Origin of the sequence: Flavobacterium undicola (genome assembly GCF_009909155.2) — a bacterium.
GTDB classification, from domain to species: Bacteria; Bacteroidota; Bacteroidia; order Flavobacteriales; family Flavobacteriaceae; genus Flavobacterium; species Flavobacterium undicola.
Window position 1 is genome coordinate 90,741 of the sequence record NZ_JAAAPM020000008.1, and the last position, 15,458, is coordinate 106,198.

Annotated in this window: 15 protein-coding genes; 14 read left to right on the top strand and 1 reads right to left on the bottom strand. The window is 34.6% G+C overall.

All coding sequences use genetic code 11. The features are described 5' to 3' along the window. Positions 1–20: 20 nt before the first annotated feature. Positions 21–4,739: an HYR domain-containing protein gene (locus tag GTZ96_RS06700; protein ID WP_161642158.1), complete on the top strand. Its 4,719-nt coding sequence runs from the start codon at positions 21–23 to the stop codon at positions 4,737–4,739. Between the two features lie 2 nt (positions 4,740–4,741). Continuing rightward, positions 4,742–5,422: a glycoside hydrolase family 78 protein gene (locus tag GTZ96_RS06705; protein ID WP_161642160.1), complete on the top strand. Its 681-nt coding sequence runs from the start codon at positions 4,742–4,744 to the stop codon at positions 5,420–5,422. Positions 5,423–5,552: 130 nt separating this feature from the next. Here GTZ96_RS06705 and GTZ96_RS06710 read toward each other — a convergent pair whose 3' ends face one another. Then, positions 5,553–6,410 carry an MBL fold metallo-hydrolase gene (locus GTZ96_RS06710; protein WP_161642163.1) on the bottom strand — a complete coding sequence of 286 codons (858 nt, stop codon included), beginning with the start codon at positions 6,408–6,410 and terminating at the stop codon, positions 5,553–5,555. 238 nt (positions 6,411–6,648) lie between these two features. On the opposite strand from GTZ96_RS06710, the gene GTZ96_RS06715 reads away from it, so the two are divergent. The 12 genes from GTZ96_RS06715 (at position 6,649) to GTZ96_RS06770 (ending at position 15,420) form a co-directional block, all read left to right on the top strand. Then, entirely contained in the window at positions 6,649–6,978 is a 330-nt protein-coding gene (locus GTZ96_RS06715) for a HesB/IscA family protein (protein WP_073242352.1), read from the top strand. A gap of 180 nt (positions 6,979–7,158) precedes the next feature. After that, positions 7,159–8,607 (top strand): Fe-S cluster assembly protein SufB, encoded by a 1,449-nt coding sequence (gene sufB / locus GTZ96_RS06720; protein ID WP_161642165.1) that lies wholly within the window; start codon positions 7,159–7,161, stop codon positions 8,605–8,607. A 19-nt stretch (positions 8,608–8,626) separates the two neighbouring features. Further along, positions 8,627–8,833: a DUF2683 family protein gene (locus tag GTZ96_RS06725; RefSeq protein WP_161642167.1), complete on the top strand. Its 207-nt coding sequence runs from the start codon at positions 8,627–8,629 to the stop codon at positions 8,831–8,833. After that, positions 8,824–9,093 carry a Txe/YoeB family addiction module toxin gene (locus GTZ96_RS06730; RefSeq protein WP_161642169.1) on the top strand — a complete coding sequence of 90 codons (270 nt, stop codon included), beginning with the start codon at positions 8,824–8,826 and terminating at the stop codon, positions 9,091–9,093. Before GTZ96_RS06725 ends, GTZ96_RS06730 begins: the two co-directional genes overlap by 10 nt. Before the next feature lie 22 nt (positions 9,094–9,115). Continuing rightward, complete coding sequence (gene sufC, locus GTZ96_RS06735; protein ID WP_161642171.1) at positions 9,116–9,862, top strand: Fe-S cluster assembly ATPase SufC; 747 nt, start codon at positions 9,116–9,118, stop codon at positions 9,860–9,862. 77 nt (positions 9,863–9,939) lie between these two features. Then, positions 9,940–11,256 (top strand): Fe-S cluster assembly protein SufD, encoded by a 1,317-nt coding sequence (gene sufD, locus GTZ96_RS06740; protein WP_161642173.1) that lies wholly within the window; start codon positions 9,940–9,942, stop codon positions 11,254–11,256. 204 nt (positions 11,257–11,460) lie between these two features. Beyond that, complete coding sequence (locus tag GTZ96_RS06745; protein ID WP_161642175.1) at positions 11,461–12,675, top strand: aminotransferase class V-fold PLP-dependent enzyme; 1,215 nt, start codon at positions 11,461–11,463, stop codon at positions 12,673–12,675. 9 nt (positions 12,676–12,684) lie between these two features. Further along, positions 12,685–13,122 (top strand): hypothetical protein, encoded by a 438-nt coding sequence (locus GTZ96_RS06750; RefSeq protein ID WP_161642177.1) that lies wholly within the window; start codon positions 12,685–12,687, stop codon positions 13,120–13,122. Then, positions 13,112–13,531, top strand: coding sequence for a SufE family protein (locus GTZ96_RS06755; protein WP_161642179.1), 420 nt, complete (start codon positions 13,112–13,114; stop codon positions 13,529–13,531). The genes GTZ96_RS06750 and GTZ96_RS06755 overlap by 11 nt, the downstream gene beginning before the upstream one ends. A gap of 46 nt (positions 13,532–13,577) precedes the next feature. Next, entirely contained in the window at positions 13,578–13,901 is a 324-nt protein-coding gene (locus GTZ96_RS06760; RefSeq protein ID WP_161642181.1) for an SUF system Fe-S cluster assembly protein, read from the top strand. 76 nt (positions 13,902–13,977) lie between these two features. Then, complete coding sequence (locus GTZ96_RS06765; RefSeq protein ID WP_161642183.1) at positions 13,978–14,490, top strand: DUF2480 family protein; 513 nt, start codon at positions 13,978–13,980, stop codon at positions 14,488–14,490. 78 nt (positions 14,491–14,568) lie between these two features. Beyond that, the gene (locus GTZ96_RS06770) at positions 14,569–15,420 is read left to right on the top strand and encodes a DUF3078 domain-containing protein (protein ID WP_161642185.1); all 852 of its coding nucleotides are present in this window, start codon (positions 14,569–14,571) and stop codon (positions 15,418–15,420) included. Positions 15,421–15,458: the final 38 nt, after the last annotated feature.

The window sequence follows — 15,458 nt, forward strand, 5'->3', positions numbered from 1 at the left end:
CAAGCTCTAAACCTTATAATATGAGGAAAATTTTACTATTAATTTGTATTTTACAATCTTTCATACTCCTTTCACAAAATCCTACGAATATTGAAAGCAAGTTTGGTCCATTTCCAGGATTTAGTAATGAAGATATTAAATCTATAGCTATTCAATCTGATGGAAAAATAATAGTTGTTGGTAGCTTCCAATCATACAAGGGGGCTATAGAAAACGGGATAATCCGTTTAAATACTGACGGGAGCAAAGATACTACCTTTAATACAGGAACTGGATTTGATGCGAGTCTCTATGCAGTAGCCTTACAAGCTGACGGAAAAATATTAGTTGGCGGTTATTTTACTAAATTTCAAGGAGCTAATCAAAATGGATTAATCCGATTAAATTCTGATGGCAGCAAAGATACATCTTTTAACATAGGAACTGGATTTATTGAGGATAAAGCAAATTTTCCTAGTGACGCAACTGTTCGTTCAATAACAATACAAAGTGATGGGAAAATTATAGTAGGAGGCGACTTTATTGGTTTTCAGGGAGCCACTGAAAATCATCTGATTCGTTTAAATCCAGATGGAAGTAAAGATACCACATTTAATATAGGTAGTGGATTTAATAGCACTGTTTATACTGTTACCCTTCAAACCGATGGAAAAATATTAGTCGGTGGAGATTTTTCAAAATACCAAGGATTAGTTCAAAATTATATTATTCGTTTAAATCCAGATGGAAGTGAAGACACTTCCTTTAGGATTGGAATGGGATTTGATTCTCGAGTCTTTACTATAACTCTACAAAATAATGGAAAAATATTGGTAGCAGGATGGTTTGATAATTATGATGGAAAAACTCAAGATAGTTTAATCCGTTTAAATATAGATGGGAGCAAAGACACATCTTTTAATGTTTTTAAAAGTAACTTCTATCCTGGTGGAGTTGAAACAGTAGCTGTTCAATCTGATGGAAAAATACTTATAGGAGGGACATTTTTTCCATCTAATTTACTTCGTCTAAATGCTGATGGGAGCTTAGATTCAACCTTCGCCGCAGGAACTGGATTTGGTGGTTCAAATGGTATTCACGTAAATTCTATAGCCATCCAATCCGATGGAAAAATATTAGTTGGTGGAAATTTTGCTTTTTACCAAGAAATTATGGAAAGATATTTCATTCGTATAAATCCCGATGGCAGCAAGGATACTACCTTTCACAAAGGAAGCGGATTTAACAACAAAGTTTATACTACTTCTCTTCAAACTGACGGAAAAATACTGGTTGGAGGAAAATTTACTACTTATCTAGAAAATCCTCAAAAACATTTAATTCGTTTTAATACTGATGGAAGCAAAGACAGCTCCTTTAATATAGGAAAGGGATTTAATGATTCTGTTTATTCAACCGCTCAACAATCCGACGGAAAAATAGTTGTAGGAGGACTATTTACTACCTATCAAGATGTGACTCAAAATTATTTGACTCGTTTAAATGCCGATGGAGGCAGAGATGTCTCTTTTGACATAAAAACAGGATTTAACGGAAATGTTCGAGGTTTAACAATACAATCCGATGATAAAATAATAGTAAATGGAGAATTTACTACCTATCAAGGGAGCAGCCAAAATCGTTTGATCCGCCTGAATAAGGATGGGAGTAAGGACAGTTCATTTAATATAGGAACAGGGTTTGATGGTTCTGTTTTAGCAGTTGCCTTGCAGCCTGACGGAAGATTAATTGTAGGCGGAAACTTTAAAAACTATCAGGGCGCTAGTCAAAACTATTTGATTCGTTTAAATCCAGATGGCACCAAAGATACTTCCTTTAATATAGGAACTGGATTTGGTAGTCAATACACACTAGGAACCATCCAAACTATTGTCTTACAGCCTGATGGAAAAATACTAGTTGGTGGGCAATTTAAATACTATCAGGGAAATAGCAACAATTACTTGATTCGTTTAAATTCAGATGGCAGCAAAGATACATCCTTTAACATCGGAACAGGATTTGATTATTATATTTATTCCATTGTTTTACAAGAAGACGGAAAAATAATAGTGGCTGGGGGCTTTGTCCGTTTCCAAGAAATTTACACTTATGATCGTTTAGCCCGATTGAATTCTGATGGAAGTAAAGATCTGTCATTTAATGTAGGTGCCCTGTTTACTTTAAATTTTTTGGAAGAGTTTATTTATTCTGGTGACTATATTCCTGCAGTATATTCTCTAAATCTACAACCCGATGGCAAATTAATTGTGGGAGGAGGCTTTACTGGGTATAAAGGAGATAATAATTCTGCATTTTTAATACGTTTAAAAGGAGAATACAATGAGACAGCATTAAATGCAACAGCTACTCCGACAAACACATCTTGTCCTGACAGTTTTGACGGTTCAGCCTCAATCTCGGTTTCTAATGGCAAAAGTCCGTATTCTTATCTTTGGTCAAATGGGGCTACTACGGAAACAATTACCGGATTAAGTACCGGCACTTATTCTTGCAAAGTAACAGATGCCAATTCAGCAACCATAAGCAAGAGTCTTATTGTAAGTACAAATACCGACACTCAAAACCCTATTATCACTGCTCCTGCAGCAATAACAGTAAATACAACCTCAAATTGCTCAGCCACAGACGTTGTATTAGGAACTCCGGTAACCGCTGATAACTGTTCCGTTGTTTCGGTAACTAATAACGCCCCAACAACTTACCCTGTAGGAAATACTACGGTAACCTGGACAGTAAAAGACGCAAATAATAACACCGCAACGGCTACTCAAATAGTTACTGTAAAAGATGTTACTTTGCCAACCATCACTGCTCCAGCAGACAAAATAGTGAATGCTGTTTCAGATTGTAAAGCCTACGGAGTTGCATTGGGGACTCCAATTACTGCGGACAACTGTACAGTTTATTCAGTAAAGAATAATGCCCCTTCTAGTTACCCTATAGGAAACACCACCGTAACTTGGACTGTAACAGATGCTAGCAACAACATCGCAACAGCTACACAAATAGTAACCGTAAAAGATATTACTTTACCAACTATCTCAACTCTGGCAACAAAAGCAGCATACACAAATTCAAACTGCACAGCAACAGGAGTCGTATTAGGTACACCAGTAACAGCGGATAATTGTTCCGTTGCTTCAATAAGCAATGACGCTCCAACGACTTTCCCTTTAGGAATCACCAAGGTGACCTGGACAGTAAAAGATACTAGTGGTAATACTGTAACAGCGATTCAAACAATTGTTGTATCAGATGCAACTAAACCTACGATTACTGCTCCGCCAACTGTAATTATAAATGCAGATTCGAATGGTACAGCCACAGGAGTTATATTAGGAACACCTGTAACGGCTGATAATTGTTCTGTAACTTCTGTAACTAATAATGCCCCAACCACTTTTCCACTAGGAAACACCTCTGTAACCTGGACTGTAAAAGATGCAAGCAACAATATCGCAACAGCTACACAAATAGTAACCGTAAAAGATGCAACTCCACCAACACTAATCCCTGTAGCTAATTTTATGGCAGCAACCACTGCTGTAAACAGTAATGGAAGCATTAATTTTAAAGACAATTCTACAAATACACCTACCTCTTGGGCTTGGGAAATTACCAGATCAGGTTCGACTACACTTACATCCTCCTTACAAAACCCTACATTCACCTTTGTGGATGCTGGGACTTATACTGTAAAACTTACCGCTACAAACGGTGCGGGTAGTAATACAAAGACAGTTACTAATATGATTACGGTGACTCCACCAACACTAATCCCTTTAGCCAATTTTACGGCATCTACCACTGCTATAAACACTAATGAAAGCATTAATTTTAAGGACAATTCTACAAATACACCTACCTCTTGGGCTTGGGAAATTACCAGAACAGGTTCTACTACACTTACATCATCCTTACAAAACCCTACATTCACCTTTGTGGATGCTGGAACTTATACTGTAAAACTCACCGCTACAAACGGTGCGGGTAGCAATACAAAGACAGTTACCAATATGATTACTGTCTTTATATCACTTCCTTCAAACAACTTCACCATCGAATCAAAAGGAGAAAGCTGTTTAAATCAAAACAACGGAGAAATAAACATTTCTGCCAAAGCCAGCTATAACTATGTAGCTAATATAAACGGAACGAAATATCCCTTAGTAAATAATAGTTTAAAAGTTTCCAGTTTGGCACCGGCTGTCTACAATGTATCCATTACAATTACGGGAGAACTTTTCGAACAAAATTTCACTGTTACAATTCCAAAAGGAGCTACTATTACAGCAAAATCAACTGTTTCTTCCCGCATGGCTGCTGTTGAAATAACAGAAGGTACAGCTCCTTATACCGTTTTTGTAAATGGGGAAGAACAATTCGAAACCGCTTCGGATACTTTTTCGGTAGGAGTTAACAAAGGAGATTTTTTAGAAATAAAAACAGCTAAAGCCTGTGAAAGAATTTATTTAAAAGAAATAGATACCGATGTATTCGAATCCGTTTTGGCTCATCCAAATCCCACAAGCGGAAAGTTTGAGATTGAAATACCAATTTCAATCAAAGAGATTGTTATCGATTTGTACACCATGGATTCTAAAATTATTTCGAAAGAAACCTATACTCCTGTTAATGGACGTGTTCTTCTCAATCTTGAAAATCAAGCTTCAGGAGTTTATATTGCAAAAATATACCTGACTCAACCCAAATATCTAAAAATCATAAAAAAATAAAAATGAAGAATTTTATATACTATACACTCATTAGTTTTTTATTCATTTCTTGCAGTAGCGGCGGTGATGATTCAACTGATACAGCACCAATAGCCCCTACTTTAATTGCTCCTGCAAATAATATATTATGTATTGATAATTCGGTTAGCTTTCAGTGGAATATACCTGTAGATGCAAATAAAAATACCACAAGCTATCAAATACAGATTGCAAAAGACAGTCAATTTTCGCAAATTGTAAAAAGTGCTGAGGGAACTTCTAATTCGCAAACTATCGCATTAGAAAAAAATACTGCTTACTATTGGAGAATAAAAGCAACAGATAATCAAAGTTTATTAAGCGAATATTCTACAACATTCAAATTTTACACTGCCGGCGAAGCGGTAATCAATCATTTGCCTTTTTTGCCAGAATTGGTACAACCAACAATAAATTCCGTATTAAATACAACAACTGCAAAATTAAGCTGGACTGCCATTGATGTAGATAAAACCGACATTCTTACTTACGATGTTTATTTTGGTACCGCCAATCCTCCAACATCAAAAATAAGTGAAAATATTGCAGTAACATCAGTTGACGTAACTTTAAATCCTTCAAAAGAATATTTTTGGAAAGTAGTAGTTAAAGACAACAAAGGAGGGGAAACGATGGGACAAACATGGAAATTTAAAACAAATTAATACACAATCACTAACATAAATTTGCCTTTTTATTATACGCTTTTTATGAAAAGTGAAACATCTAAAAACGAAAAAACTCCATTTTAAAATTAATATAAAATGGAGTTTTTTCGTTTAAAATAACCACAGCTTACAAGATATCCTCACAAGTAAAAACTTCATTCAAACGTACTCCTTTTTCAGTATGTTTCACAGTGATTATTGGATTGTGTGCATCGTGTTCCATAAACAAATAGTAATTATTATCGGCAGCAGCATTCATGAATTTTGTTTTTTCATCTATTGTCAAAAGCGGTCTGGTATCATATCCCATGACATACGGAATAGGAATGTGTCCTGCTGTTGGCAATAAATCGGCACAAAAAACGATGGTTTTCCCCTTGTATTGAATATGCGGAATCATCTGTTTTTCGGTATGTCCATCGACAAAGAAAATTCCAAAATCCAATTCGGATTTTTCCAGAAAATCGGTTTCATTTCTTTTGATAAAATTGAGCTGACCGCTTTCTTGCATAGGCAAAATATTTTCCGACAGGAAAGAGGCTTTTTCACGGGAATTAGGCTTCGTAGCCCATTGCCAATGATTTTCATTCGACCAAAACTTAGCGTTTTTAAAAGCAGGTTCGTAGCCCGTTTTATCGGCATTCCATTGAATAGAACCTCCACAATGATCAAAATGCAAGTGCGTTAGAAATACATCGGTAATATCATCACGATGAAAACCAAATTGTGCCAAGGATTTATCCATAGAATGCGTTCCCCAAAGAGAATAATAACCAAAAAACTTCTCCGATTGCTTATTACCCATTCCGGTGTCAATTAAAATCAATCGATTGTCGCCTTCTATCAATAAACAACGGGCAGCAATATCAATTAAATTATTAGTGTCGGCAGGATTGGTTTTACTCCAAATCGTTTTTGGCACAACGCCAAACATAGCACCTCCGTCCAATTTAAAATTTCCTGTTTCTATGGGATATAACTTCATATTTTTTATTTAAAAATTCTAAAATAATTAGCAATGGCAATTTATGTAAAATGAAAGTATTTGTAAAACAAAATAAATCATTTATTAACTAATAAATCAAAATAAGATATATTCATTCTAAATAAGTAGGATAAATAACTATTATCTATTTGCTTATTAGTTATAAAAATGTTATCTATTGTGCATTACCGTTTTTATGCCTTATCTTTGCAGTTAATTTAGACAAAATCAATACACAATGATAAAGGTTTCTGATACTGCCAAAAAGAAAATCATCGACTTAATGAAAGATGATGGTTTTGATGCCGCCACAGATTATGTAAGAGTAGGTGTTAAAAGCGGTGGGTGCTCGGGCTTATCTTATGATTTAAAGTTCGACAAAAACAAAGGTGAAGACGATAAAATTTTCATAGACAACGACATAACTATTGCCGTAGAAAAAAAATCATTCTTATATTTAGCTGGAACTATTTTAGAATTCTCAGGCGGATTAAACGGAAAAGGATTTGTTTTCAATAACCCAAATGCAACTAGAACTTGTGGATGTGGAGAAAGTTTTTCTCTTTAAATCTTTGATAAAAAACTAAATCTTTTTTAAGGAATTTGAAACCCATTATTAAAAGAATCAAATCCTGAAATTAGAATCGAAAATAAATGATTAAAAAAATATTTAAAGAGGTTCTCAATCTTTAAATTTTTATCCCAAGCCTGATGGGCGGACGGACGAAGTAATCTTTAAATTAAAAAAATGAGCAAATACACAGAAGACGATTTAAAAATCGAACTCGAAACGAAAGAGTACGAGTACGGATTTTACACCAATCTAGAATCGGAGACGTTTCCTATTGGGTTAAATGAAGACATTGTTCGTGCCATTTCACAGAAAAAAGGTGAACCACAATGGATGACCGATTGGCGTATCGAAGCTTTCAGAGCTTGGGAGGAAATGATTGAGCCAAATTGGGCCAATGTAAAATATGAAAAACCGGATTTTCAAGCTATATCTTATTACTCAGCTCCAAAAAAAGCAGACCCAAACAAAACCTTGGACGATGTAGATCCTGAACTTTTGGAAATGTACAAAAAGTTGGGTATCTCTGTCGATGAGCAAAAAATGATGAATAATGTGGCGATGGATATTGTAGTAGACTCTGTTTCTGTAGCTACAACATTCAAAAAAACATTAGGCGAAAAAGGAATTATCTTTATGAGTATTTCTGAAGCCATCAAAGAACATCCTGAATTAGTTCGTAAATATCTCGGTACCGTTGTTCCTCAAAGAGACAACTTTTATGCCGCTTTAAATTCGGCTGTTTTCTCTGATGGTTCGTTTTGTTATATTCCAAAAGGCGTAAAATGTCCAATGGAATTATCTACTTATTTCCGTATTAATCAAGCAGGAACTGGACAGTTCGAAAGAACACTGGTTATTGCTGACGAAGGAAGTTATGTATCATACTTAGAAGGTTGTACGGCTCCAAGTCGTGATGAAAACCAATTGCACGCTGCTGTAGTTGAGCTAATCGCTTTGGACAATGCCGAAATTAAATATTCTACCGTTCAAAACTGGTATCCTGGAAACAAGGAGGGTAAAGGTGGAGTTTTCAATTTTGTGACCAAAAGAGGATTCTGCGAAACTAACGCTAAAATTTCCTGGACACAGGTTGAAACAGGATCTGCGATAACCTGGAAATATCCTTCTGTTATTTTAAAAGGAGACAACTCAATAGGAGAATTCTATTCGATTGCCGTTACAAATAATTATCAACAAGCCGATACAGGAACAAAAATGATTCATTTAGGTAAAAACACTAAATCGACCATTATTTCTAAAGGTATTTCGGCTGGGAAATCGCAAAACAGTTATAGAGGATTGGTACAAATTAGTCCAAGAGCTGATAACGCCCGTAACTTTTCTCAATGTGACTCATTATTGATGGGTAACAATTGTGGAGCACATACTTTCCCTTATATCGAAAGTAAAAATCCAACTGCTAAAATAGAACACGAAGCAACCACTTCTAAAATTGGTGAAGACCAAGTTTTCTATTGCAACCAACGTGGAATACCAACTGAGAAAGCCATTGCCTTAATTGTAAACGGTTTCAGTAAAGATGTATTAAACAAGTTGCCAATGGAATTTGCTGTTGAAGCACAAAAATTATTAGAAATTTCTCTTGAAGGATCAGTAGGATAATTTTTAAATCTGAATAGTCATGGATCTTGTTTTAAAAAATGTAAAGAAAAAAGATTTTCCAGTATTGAAATCACTGGCAAAATCGCTTGGATTTGAAATTACAATTGAAGAAGAAAAGCCATACAATGAAGAATTTGTGAAAGAAATTTTACAAGGTCAAAAAGATCTTCAGGAAGGAAGAGGTATAAAAATGACCCTGGAGGAAATACAAGCTTTATGCAAATAGTATTTACTCCAAAAGCTAAAAAAGATTTAGATTTTTGGGTCAAATCTGGTAATAAAACCATTTTACGAAAAATTAATACATTAATTGAAGATATACAACTTCATCCTTATGATGGAATTGGAAAGCCCGAAGCTTTAAAACACGAGCTTTCAGGAAAATGGTCAAGAAGAATTGATAAAGAACATAGAATTATATATGAAATTATAGACGAGAATACGATTGATATTTTAAGCATATTTTCATTAAAAGGACATTATTAAATAAAGAAAAACACATTAAAGAATGTTATCAATAAAAAATCTACACGCCTCAATAGGTGATAAAGAAATTCTTAAAGGAATCGATTTAGAAGTAAAAGCAGGAGAAATCCATGCGATAATGGGACCAAATGGAGCTGGAAAAAGTACTCTTTCGGCAATTATTGCAGGAAACGAAAATTATGAGGTAACTCAAGGTGAAATCCTATTAGAAAACGAAGACATCTCTGAATTAGCTCCTGAAGAAAGAGCACACAAAGGAGTGTTTCTTTCATTCCAATACCCGGTTGAAATCCCTGGTGTTTCGGTAACAAACTTCATGAAAACTGCTATCAACGAAACACGTAAAGCTAACGGTCAGGAAGAGATGCCAGCTAACGAAATGCTGAAAGTAATTCGTGAAAAATCAGAATTATTAGAAATCGACCGTAAGTTTTTATCTCGTTCTCTTAACGAAGGTTTCTCTGGTGGAGAGAAAAAACGTAACGAGATTTTCCAAATGGCTATGTTGGAACCTAAATTAGCGATCCTTGACGAAACCGATTCTGGTTTAGATATCGATGCTTTAAGAATTGTTGCCAATGGTGTTAACAAATTGAAAAGCGACAAAAACGCTATCATCCTAATCACGCACTACCAAAGATTATTAGATTATATCGTTCCTGATTTTGTTCACGTATTATACAATGGGAAAATTGTAAAATCTGGTGGAGCTGAATTAGCACATGAGTTAGAAGATAAAGGATACGACTGGATTAAAGGAGAAAATTAAAATTTGTTTATAGTTTATAGCTTGTTGTTCCTACTTGGGCAACAAACAAAAAACCGTAAACCATAAACATTATAAAAATGGAATTAAAAGAAAAATTATTATCGTCTTTTATGGCTTTTGAAGAGCGTGTTGATGTCCAATCACAACTTCATGACGTGAGAACTTCGGCAATAAAAAACTTTGAAAACAAAGGCTTCCCTACTAAAAAAGAGGAAGCTTGGAAATACACTTCGCTAAATGCCATTCTAAAAAATGACTTTACCGTTTTTCCTAAAAAAGACAGCGCTATAGAATTCAACCAGGTAAAAAAATACTTTATTCACGAAATCGATACGTACAAAGTTGTTTTTATTGACGGCATTTTTAGCTCTCACCTATCTTCAACCACACACGATGGAATCGATGTTTGTTTAATGTCTTCGGCATTGACAAAACCAAAATACAAAATGGTTATTGATAACTATTTTAACAAAATTGCGAGCAAAGACGACAGCCTGACTTCATTAAATACGGCTTTCGCCAATGAAGGAGCTTACATCAATATTCCAAAAAGCAAGGTTGCAGACAAACCTATTGAGATTATGTATTTCTCAACAGGAAATGAATCAGCATTAATGGTTCAACCTAGAAACCTAGTTATTGTAGGTGAGAATTCTCATGTACAAATCATTGAGCGTCACCAAAGTTTAAGCGAGAATCCAGTTTTAACTAATTCGGTTACAGAAATTTTTGCTCAAAAACGTGCTATTGTGGATTATTATAAAATCCAAAACGACAGTCTCGAAGCTAATTTAATTGACAATACTTACGTTTCACAACAAAAAGAAAGTCATGTTTATGTTCATACTTTTTCTTTTGGTGGAAACCTAACAAGAAACAACTTGAATTTCTACCATTACGGTGAAAGATTGACGAGTACGTTAAACGGAATTACGATTATTGGCGAAAACCAACACGTAGATCATTACACCTTAGTAAATCATGCTGAGCCAAATTGTGAGAGTTTTCAGGATTACAAAGGAATCTTCTCTGATCGTTCAACAGGTGTTTTCAACGGAAAAGTATATGTAGAGAAAGAAGCTCAAAAAACCAATGCTTTCCAAAAAAGCAACAACATTTTATTGAGTGATAAAGCTACCATCAACGCAAAACCACAATTGGAAATTTTTGCCGATGATGTAAAATGTTCTCACGGTTGTACCGTTGGACAATTAGACGAAACCGCTTTATTCTACATGCAACAAAGAGGTATTCCTAAAAAAGAAGCCAAAGCTTTGTTGATGTATGCTTTCTCTAATGCCGTTATCGAAAACATCAAAATACCAGAATTAAAACAAAGAATCACTACTATTATCGCCAATAAATTAGGCGTGAAATTAGGATTTGACTTATAATTGTTTTGAAAAAACAGACACAACAAACGCAAAGTTTAATTTATTTAAGCTTTGCGTTTTTTTTCATTAAAACTTAAAGCTAAAAAAAGACATCATTCTCTTGCTATAGATTTAAATGATACTACAATCAATCAAAACAAATAATTGCAGTAGAAAACAATTTTAGTTTTAGTACTTTTGTATTAAGATTTTTTCTAAATAATTATGTTAGACATTCAAAAAATAAGAGCTGATTTTCCCATCTTACAACAAAAAGTAAACGGAAAACCTTTAGTATATTTCGATAACGGAGCTACTTCGCAAAAACCTCAGGTGGTTATAGATGCCATTTCAAAATATTATCAGGAAATTAATGCCAATATTCACCGTGGCGTTCATACCTTAAGTCAGTTGGCAACTGATGCCTACGAAATTGCCCGTGGCAAAGTTCAAAATCACATTAATGCCAAACACGCTCATGAAGTACTTTTTACTTCAGGAACTACTTTTGGGATCAATTTGGTTGCCAATGGTTTTGCTTCGATTTTAAAACCAGGTGATGAAGTGATTGTTTCGCATTTAGAGCACCATAGTAATATTGTGCCTTGGCAAATGTTATGCGAGAAAACCGGAGCTACTCTAAAAGTCATTCCGATGAATGAAAACGGAGAGTTGGTTATGGCTGAATATGATAAATTGCTTTCGGATAAAACCAAAATTGTAACGGTAAATCACATCTCGAACGCTTTGGGAACTATCAACCCAATCAAATACATGATTGATAAAGCGCACGAAGTAGGAGCTGCAATCTTGATAGACGGAGCACAATCAGTGCCGCATTTAAAACCCGATGTTCAGGCTTTAGATTGCGATTTTTATGCTTTTTCGGGACACAAAATGTGTGGACCAACAGGAACCGGAATCTTGTACGGAAAAGAAGCTTGGTTAAATAAATTACCTCCTTATCAGGGTGGTGGCGAAATGATTAAGGAAGTTACTTTCGAGAAAACTACTTATGCCGAATTGCCTCATAAATTTGAAGCGGGAACACCACATATTGCAGGAGGAATTGTTTTGGGAACAGCAATTGATTATTTGAATGAAGTAGGTTTTGAAAACATTCAACAACAAGAATTAGAATTATTAGCTTACGCAACCGAACGTTTGTCAGAAATTGAAGGCTTGCGTATTTACGGTAATTCCGAAGCAAAAACTTCGGTTATTTCATTTAATATCGAAGGAATTCACCCTTATGATATTGGTAGTATTATTGATAAATTAGGAATCGCAGTAAGAACAGGTCACCATTGTGCACAACCCATTATGAATTTCTTTGGAATCCCAGGAACCATAAGAGCTTCTTTCTCGTTTTACAACACCAAAGAAGAAATTGATGCCTTAGTTGATGCCGTTAAAAAAGCCCAATTAATGTTATCCTAAAACTAAAATATGAAATTACTATCGCTATTAATATTGACCATTTTTCTAGGGAAAGGCTGTGAAGATAATGTAAAACAAAATATTGCAACAGCAGAAATTATATACACAGCGAACACTAGAGGTTATTATCAGGAAATAATCATCAAAAATCATATTGCTAGCGTAAAAAACAATAGAAAAGGAAAAGCCGTTCAAACTAAAATATCAGATGCAGACTGGAAAGAGCTGGTTAAACTTTTTCAAGAAGTCGATTTAGAAGAAATAAAAGACCTAAAATCACCTACTGAAAAACGCTTTTATGATGGTGCGGCGATTGCTAATTTGAAAATAAATTACAAAGGAAAAAACTATGAATCACAAAGTTTTGACCATGGGTTCCCTCCTTATGAAATAAAAAGAATAGTGACTAAAATAAATTCATTTGCAAAACAAAATAATGAAAATTAAAGATATACAAGAAGAAATTGTTGACGAATTCTCGATGTTTGATGATTGGATGCAGCGTTATGAATACATCATCGAGTTAGGAAAAAATCTTCCGTTAATCAAAGAAGAATTCAAAGTTGATGAAAATTTAATTAAAGGTTGTCAATCAAAAGTTTGGTTACAAGGAGAACAAAATGAAGATAAAATAGTCTTCACTGCCGATAGTGATGCAATTTTAACCAAAGGAATAATTGCTATATTAATTCGTGTTTTTTCAAATCAAACTCCAAAAGACATCATTGATGCCGAAATGGGTTTCATTGACGAAATAGGCTTAAAAGAACATTTATCACCTACAAGAGCAAATGGTCTTGTATCAATGATAAAGAATATTAAAATGTATGCTTTGGCATTCAACACTAGAGGATAAAACAAAAACACAAATGAACTTATATGGTTCAAAAAATAGACATAAAATGGAACAAGAAATAGACACCAACGAACTAGGGGAAGCAATTGTAAAGAAGTTAAAAACCATTTACGATCCTGAGATTCCTGTAGACATTTACGAACTAGGATTGATTTATGACGTAATGGTAAATACGGATTACGAAGTAAAAATCCTTATGACACTTACTTCTCCAAACTGTCCGGTAGCCGAGAGTTTACCTAGAGAAGTAGAAGAAAAAATAAAATCGATTGAGCATGTAAGAGGTGCCGAAGTAGAAATCACTTTCGATCCGCCTTGGAGCAAAGATTTAATGAGTGAAGAAGCGAAACTAGAACTAGGAATGCTATAATCCGTTAATTTGTTTTTTGTTTATGGTTTGTTGTTTTGAACCTCAAACTATAAACTACAAACTATAAACTTTTAAAATGGAAGAGATCATTAACAAAGTGGCTAATAGTGCCTTGGAAGTATTCGATTTAGAAGATTACTATCCAAAGGGCATTCGTACGCAAATTGATATTTCGCAATGGTTACTGGAAGGGTTTTTATTAAAAGAAAAAGATTTCAGAGAAGATTTAAAAAATCATGATTGGTCGCAATACCAAGACCACTATGTTGCCATTTATTGCAGTACTGACGCTATAGTTCCGGCCTGGGCTTCCATCTTAGTTGCAATACAATTGGCTCCTTTTGCAAAAAAAATCATCAATGGAAACAGCGAAGATTTGGACGCTGCCTTGTATGAAGAATTGCTTCCTAAACTGGATTATACCGCTTATGACAACAAATCGGTGATTATTAAAGGTTGTTCTAAAAAACCGGTGCCCATGCGTGCTTATGTTTTGGCAGCACATCATTTACAACCTTTTGCCAGAAGTATTATGTATGGAGAAGCCTGCTCGGCAGTTCCACTATACAAAGCGCCTAAAAAAGCCTAAATACTATATTTATTGAATCAAATGCTACTTTACAAGTAGCATTTTTTTTATATTTACTATTCAAAAACTACTTTAAATATGAAAAAGCTACTTCTAATATTCGTATTTACATTTTCTATTTTTTCGTTAAAAGCCCAAGAAGACCTAAAAGACACTACAAAAGTCTGGACAAAAAAAGGCAATATGTCTCTATTATTAAGTCAATCGGCTTATAACAAAGAATGGCTTGGTGGCGGTACCTCAAACGTTGCCGGGAATTTTGGTTTAAACTACGACTTCAATTATAAAAAAGGAGATGTGGTTTGGGACAACAAATTCATTCTAGCCTACGGATTAAGTAAAATAAAAGGCAACGAAAGAACAGCTAAAACTGATGACCGCCTCGAATTGAACTCACTTTGGGGTAAACAATCTGGGACTAAAAACTGGTACTATTCGATGTATTTTAACTTCAAATCGCAAATGGATACTGGTCTTGACAAAAACAATGTAAAAATATCTCATTTTTTCTCTCCTGCTTATTTCCAATTTGGCCCTGGTTTCTTATGGAAAAAAGACAATAATGCAAGTGTTAACTTTGCTCCTGCGGCAGCAAAATTAATTTTGGTTCACAAACATTTTACCGAATTAGTACCTTCTTTTGGAGTTTTACAAGGAGACAATTCTCGTGTGGAATTTGGAGCCAGCATTTCGGCCTATTATAAATTCAATGCCATTACTAATGTTTCTATCGAAAATATCTTGAATTTATATTCAAACTATTTAGATAACCCACAAAATGTTGACGTCAATTACCAAATGAACGTGGTTATGAAAATCAACAAATACCTATCGGCAAACATTGCTGTACAAACCATCTACGATGACAATTCAATAAAAGCCGTTCAGGTAAAAGAAGTTTTTGGATTAGGCATTAACTACGGTTTTTAGTTTCCAATCTAATCACTTAAAAATCCCTTTTGAGAAAT

Excerpts from the sequence above, each read along its gene's own strand:
- GTZ96_RS06700 (WP_161642158.1), top strand. The coding sequence starts at position 21 with ATGAGGAAAATTTTACTATTAATTTGTATTTTACAATCTTTCATACTC.
- GTZ96_RS06705 (WP_161642160.1), top strand. The coding sequence starts at position 4,742 with ATGAAGAATTTTATATACTATACACTCATTAGTTTTTTATTCATTTCT.
- GTZ96_RS06710 (WP_161642163.1), bottom strand. The coding sequence starts at position 6,410 with ATGAAGTTATATCCCATAGAAACAGGAAATTTTAAATTGGACGGAGGT.
- GTZ96_RS06715 (WP_073242352.1), top strand. The coding sequence starts at position 6,649 with ATGATAAAGGTTTCTGATACTGCCAAAAAGAAAATCATCGACTTAATG.
- sufB (WP_161642165.1), top strand. The coding sequence starts at position 7,159 with ATGAGCAAATACACAGAAGACGATTTAAAAATCGAACTCGAAACGAAA.
- GTZ96_RS06725 (WP_161642167.1), top strand. The coding sequence starts at position 8,627 with ATGGATCTTGTTTTAAAAAATGTAAAGAAAAAAGATTTTCCAGTATTG.
- GTZ96_RS06730 (WP_161642169.1), top strand. The coding sequence starts at position 8,824 with ATGCAAATAGTATTTACTCCAAAAGCTAAAAAAGATTTAGATTTTTGG.
- sufC (WP_161642171.1), top strand. The coding sequence starts at position 9,116 with ATGTTATCAATAAAAAATCTACACGCCTCAATAGGTGATAAAGAAATT.
- sufD (WP_161642173.1), top strand. The coding sequence starts at position 9,940 with ATGGAATTAAAAGAAAAATTATTATCGTCTTTTATGGCTTTTGAAGAG.
- GTZ96_RS06745 (WP_161642175.1), top strand. The coding sequence starts at position 11,461 with ATGTTAGACATTCAAAAAATAAGAGCTGATTTTCCCATCTTACAACAA.
- GTZ96_RS06750 (WP_161642177.1), top strand. The coding sequence starts at position 12,685 with ATGAAATTACTATCGCTATTAATATTGACCATTTTTCTAGGGAAAGGC.
- GTZ96_RS06755 (WP_161642179.1), top strand. The coding sequence starts at position 13,112 with ATGAAAATTAAAGATATACAAGAAGAAATTGTTGACGAATTCTCGATG.
- GTZ96_RS06760 (WP_161642181.1), top strand. The coding sequence starts at position 13,578 with ATGGAACAAGAAATAGACACCAACGAACTAGGGGAAGCAATTGTAAAG.
- GTZ96_RS06765 (WP_161642183.1), top strand. The coding sequence starts at position 13,978 with ATGGAAGAGATCATTAACAAAGTGGCTAATAGTGCCTTGGAAGTATTC.
- GTZ96_RS06770 (WP_161642185.1), top strand. The coding sequence starts at position 14,569 with ATGAAAAAGCTACTTCTAATATTCGTATTTACATTTTCTATTTTTTCG.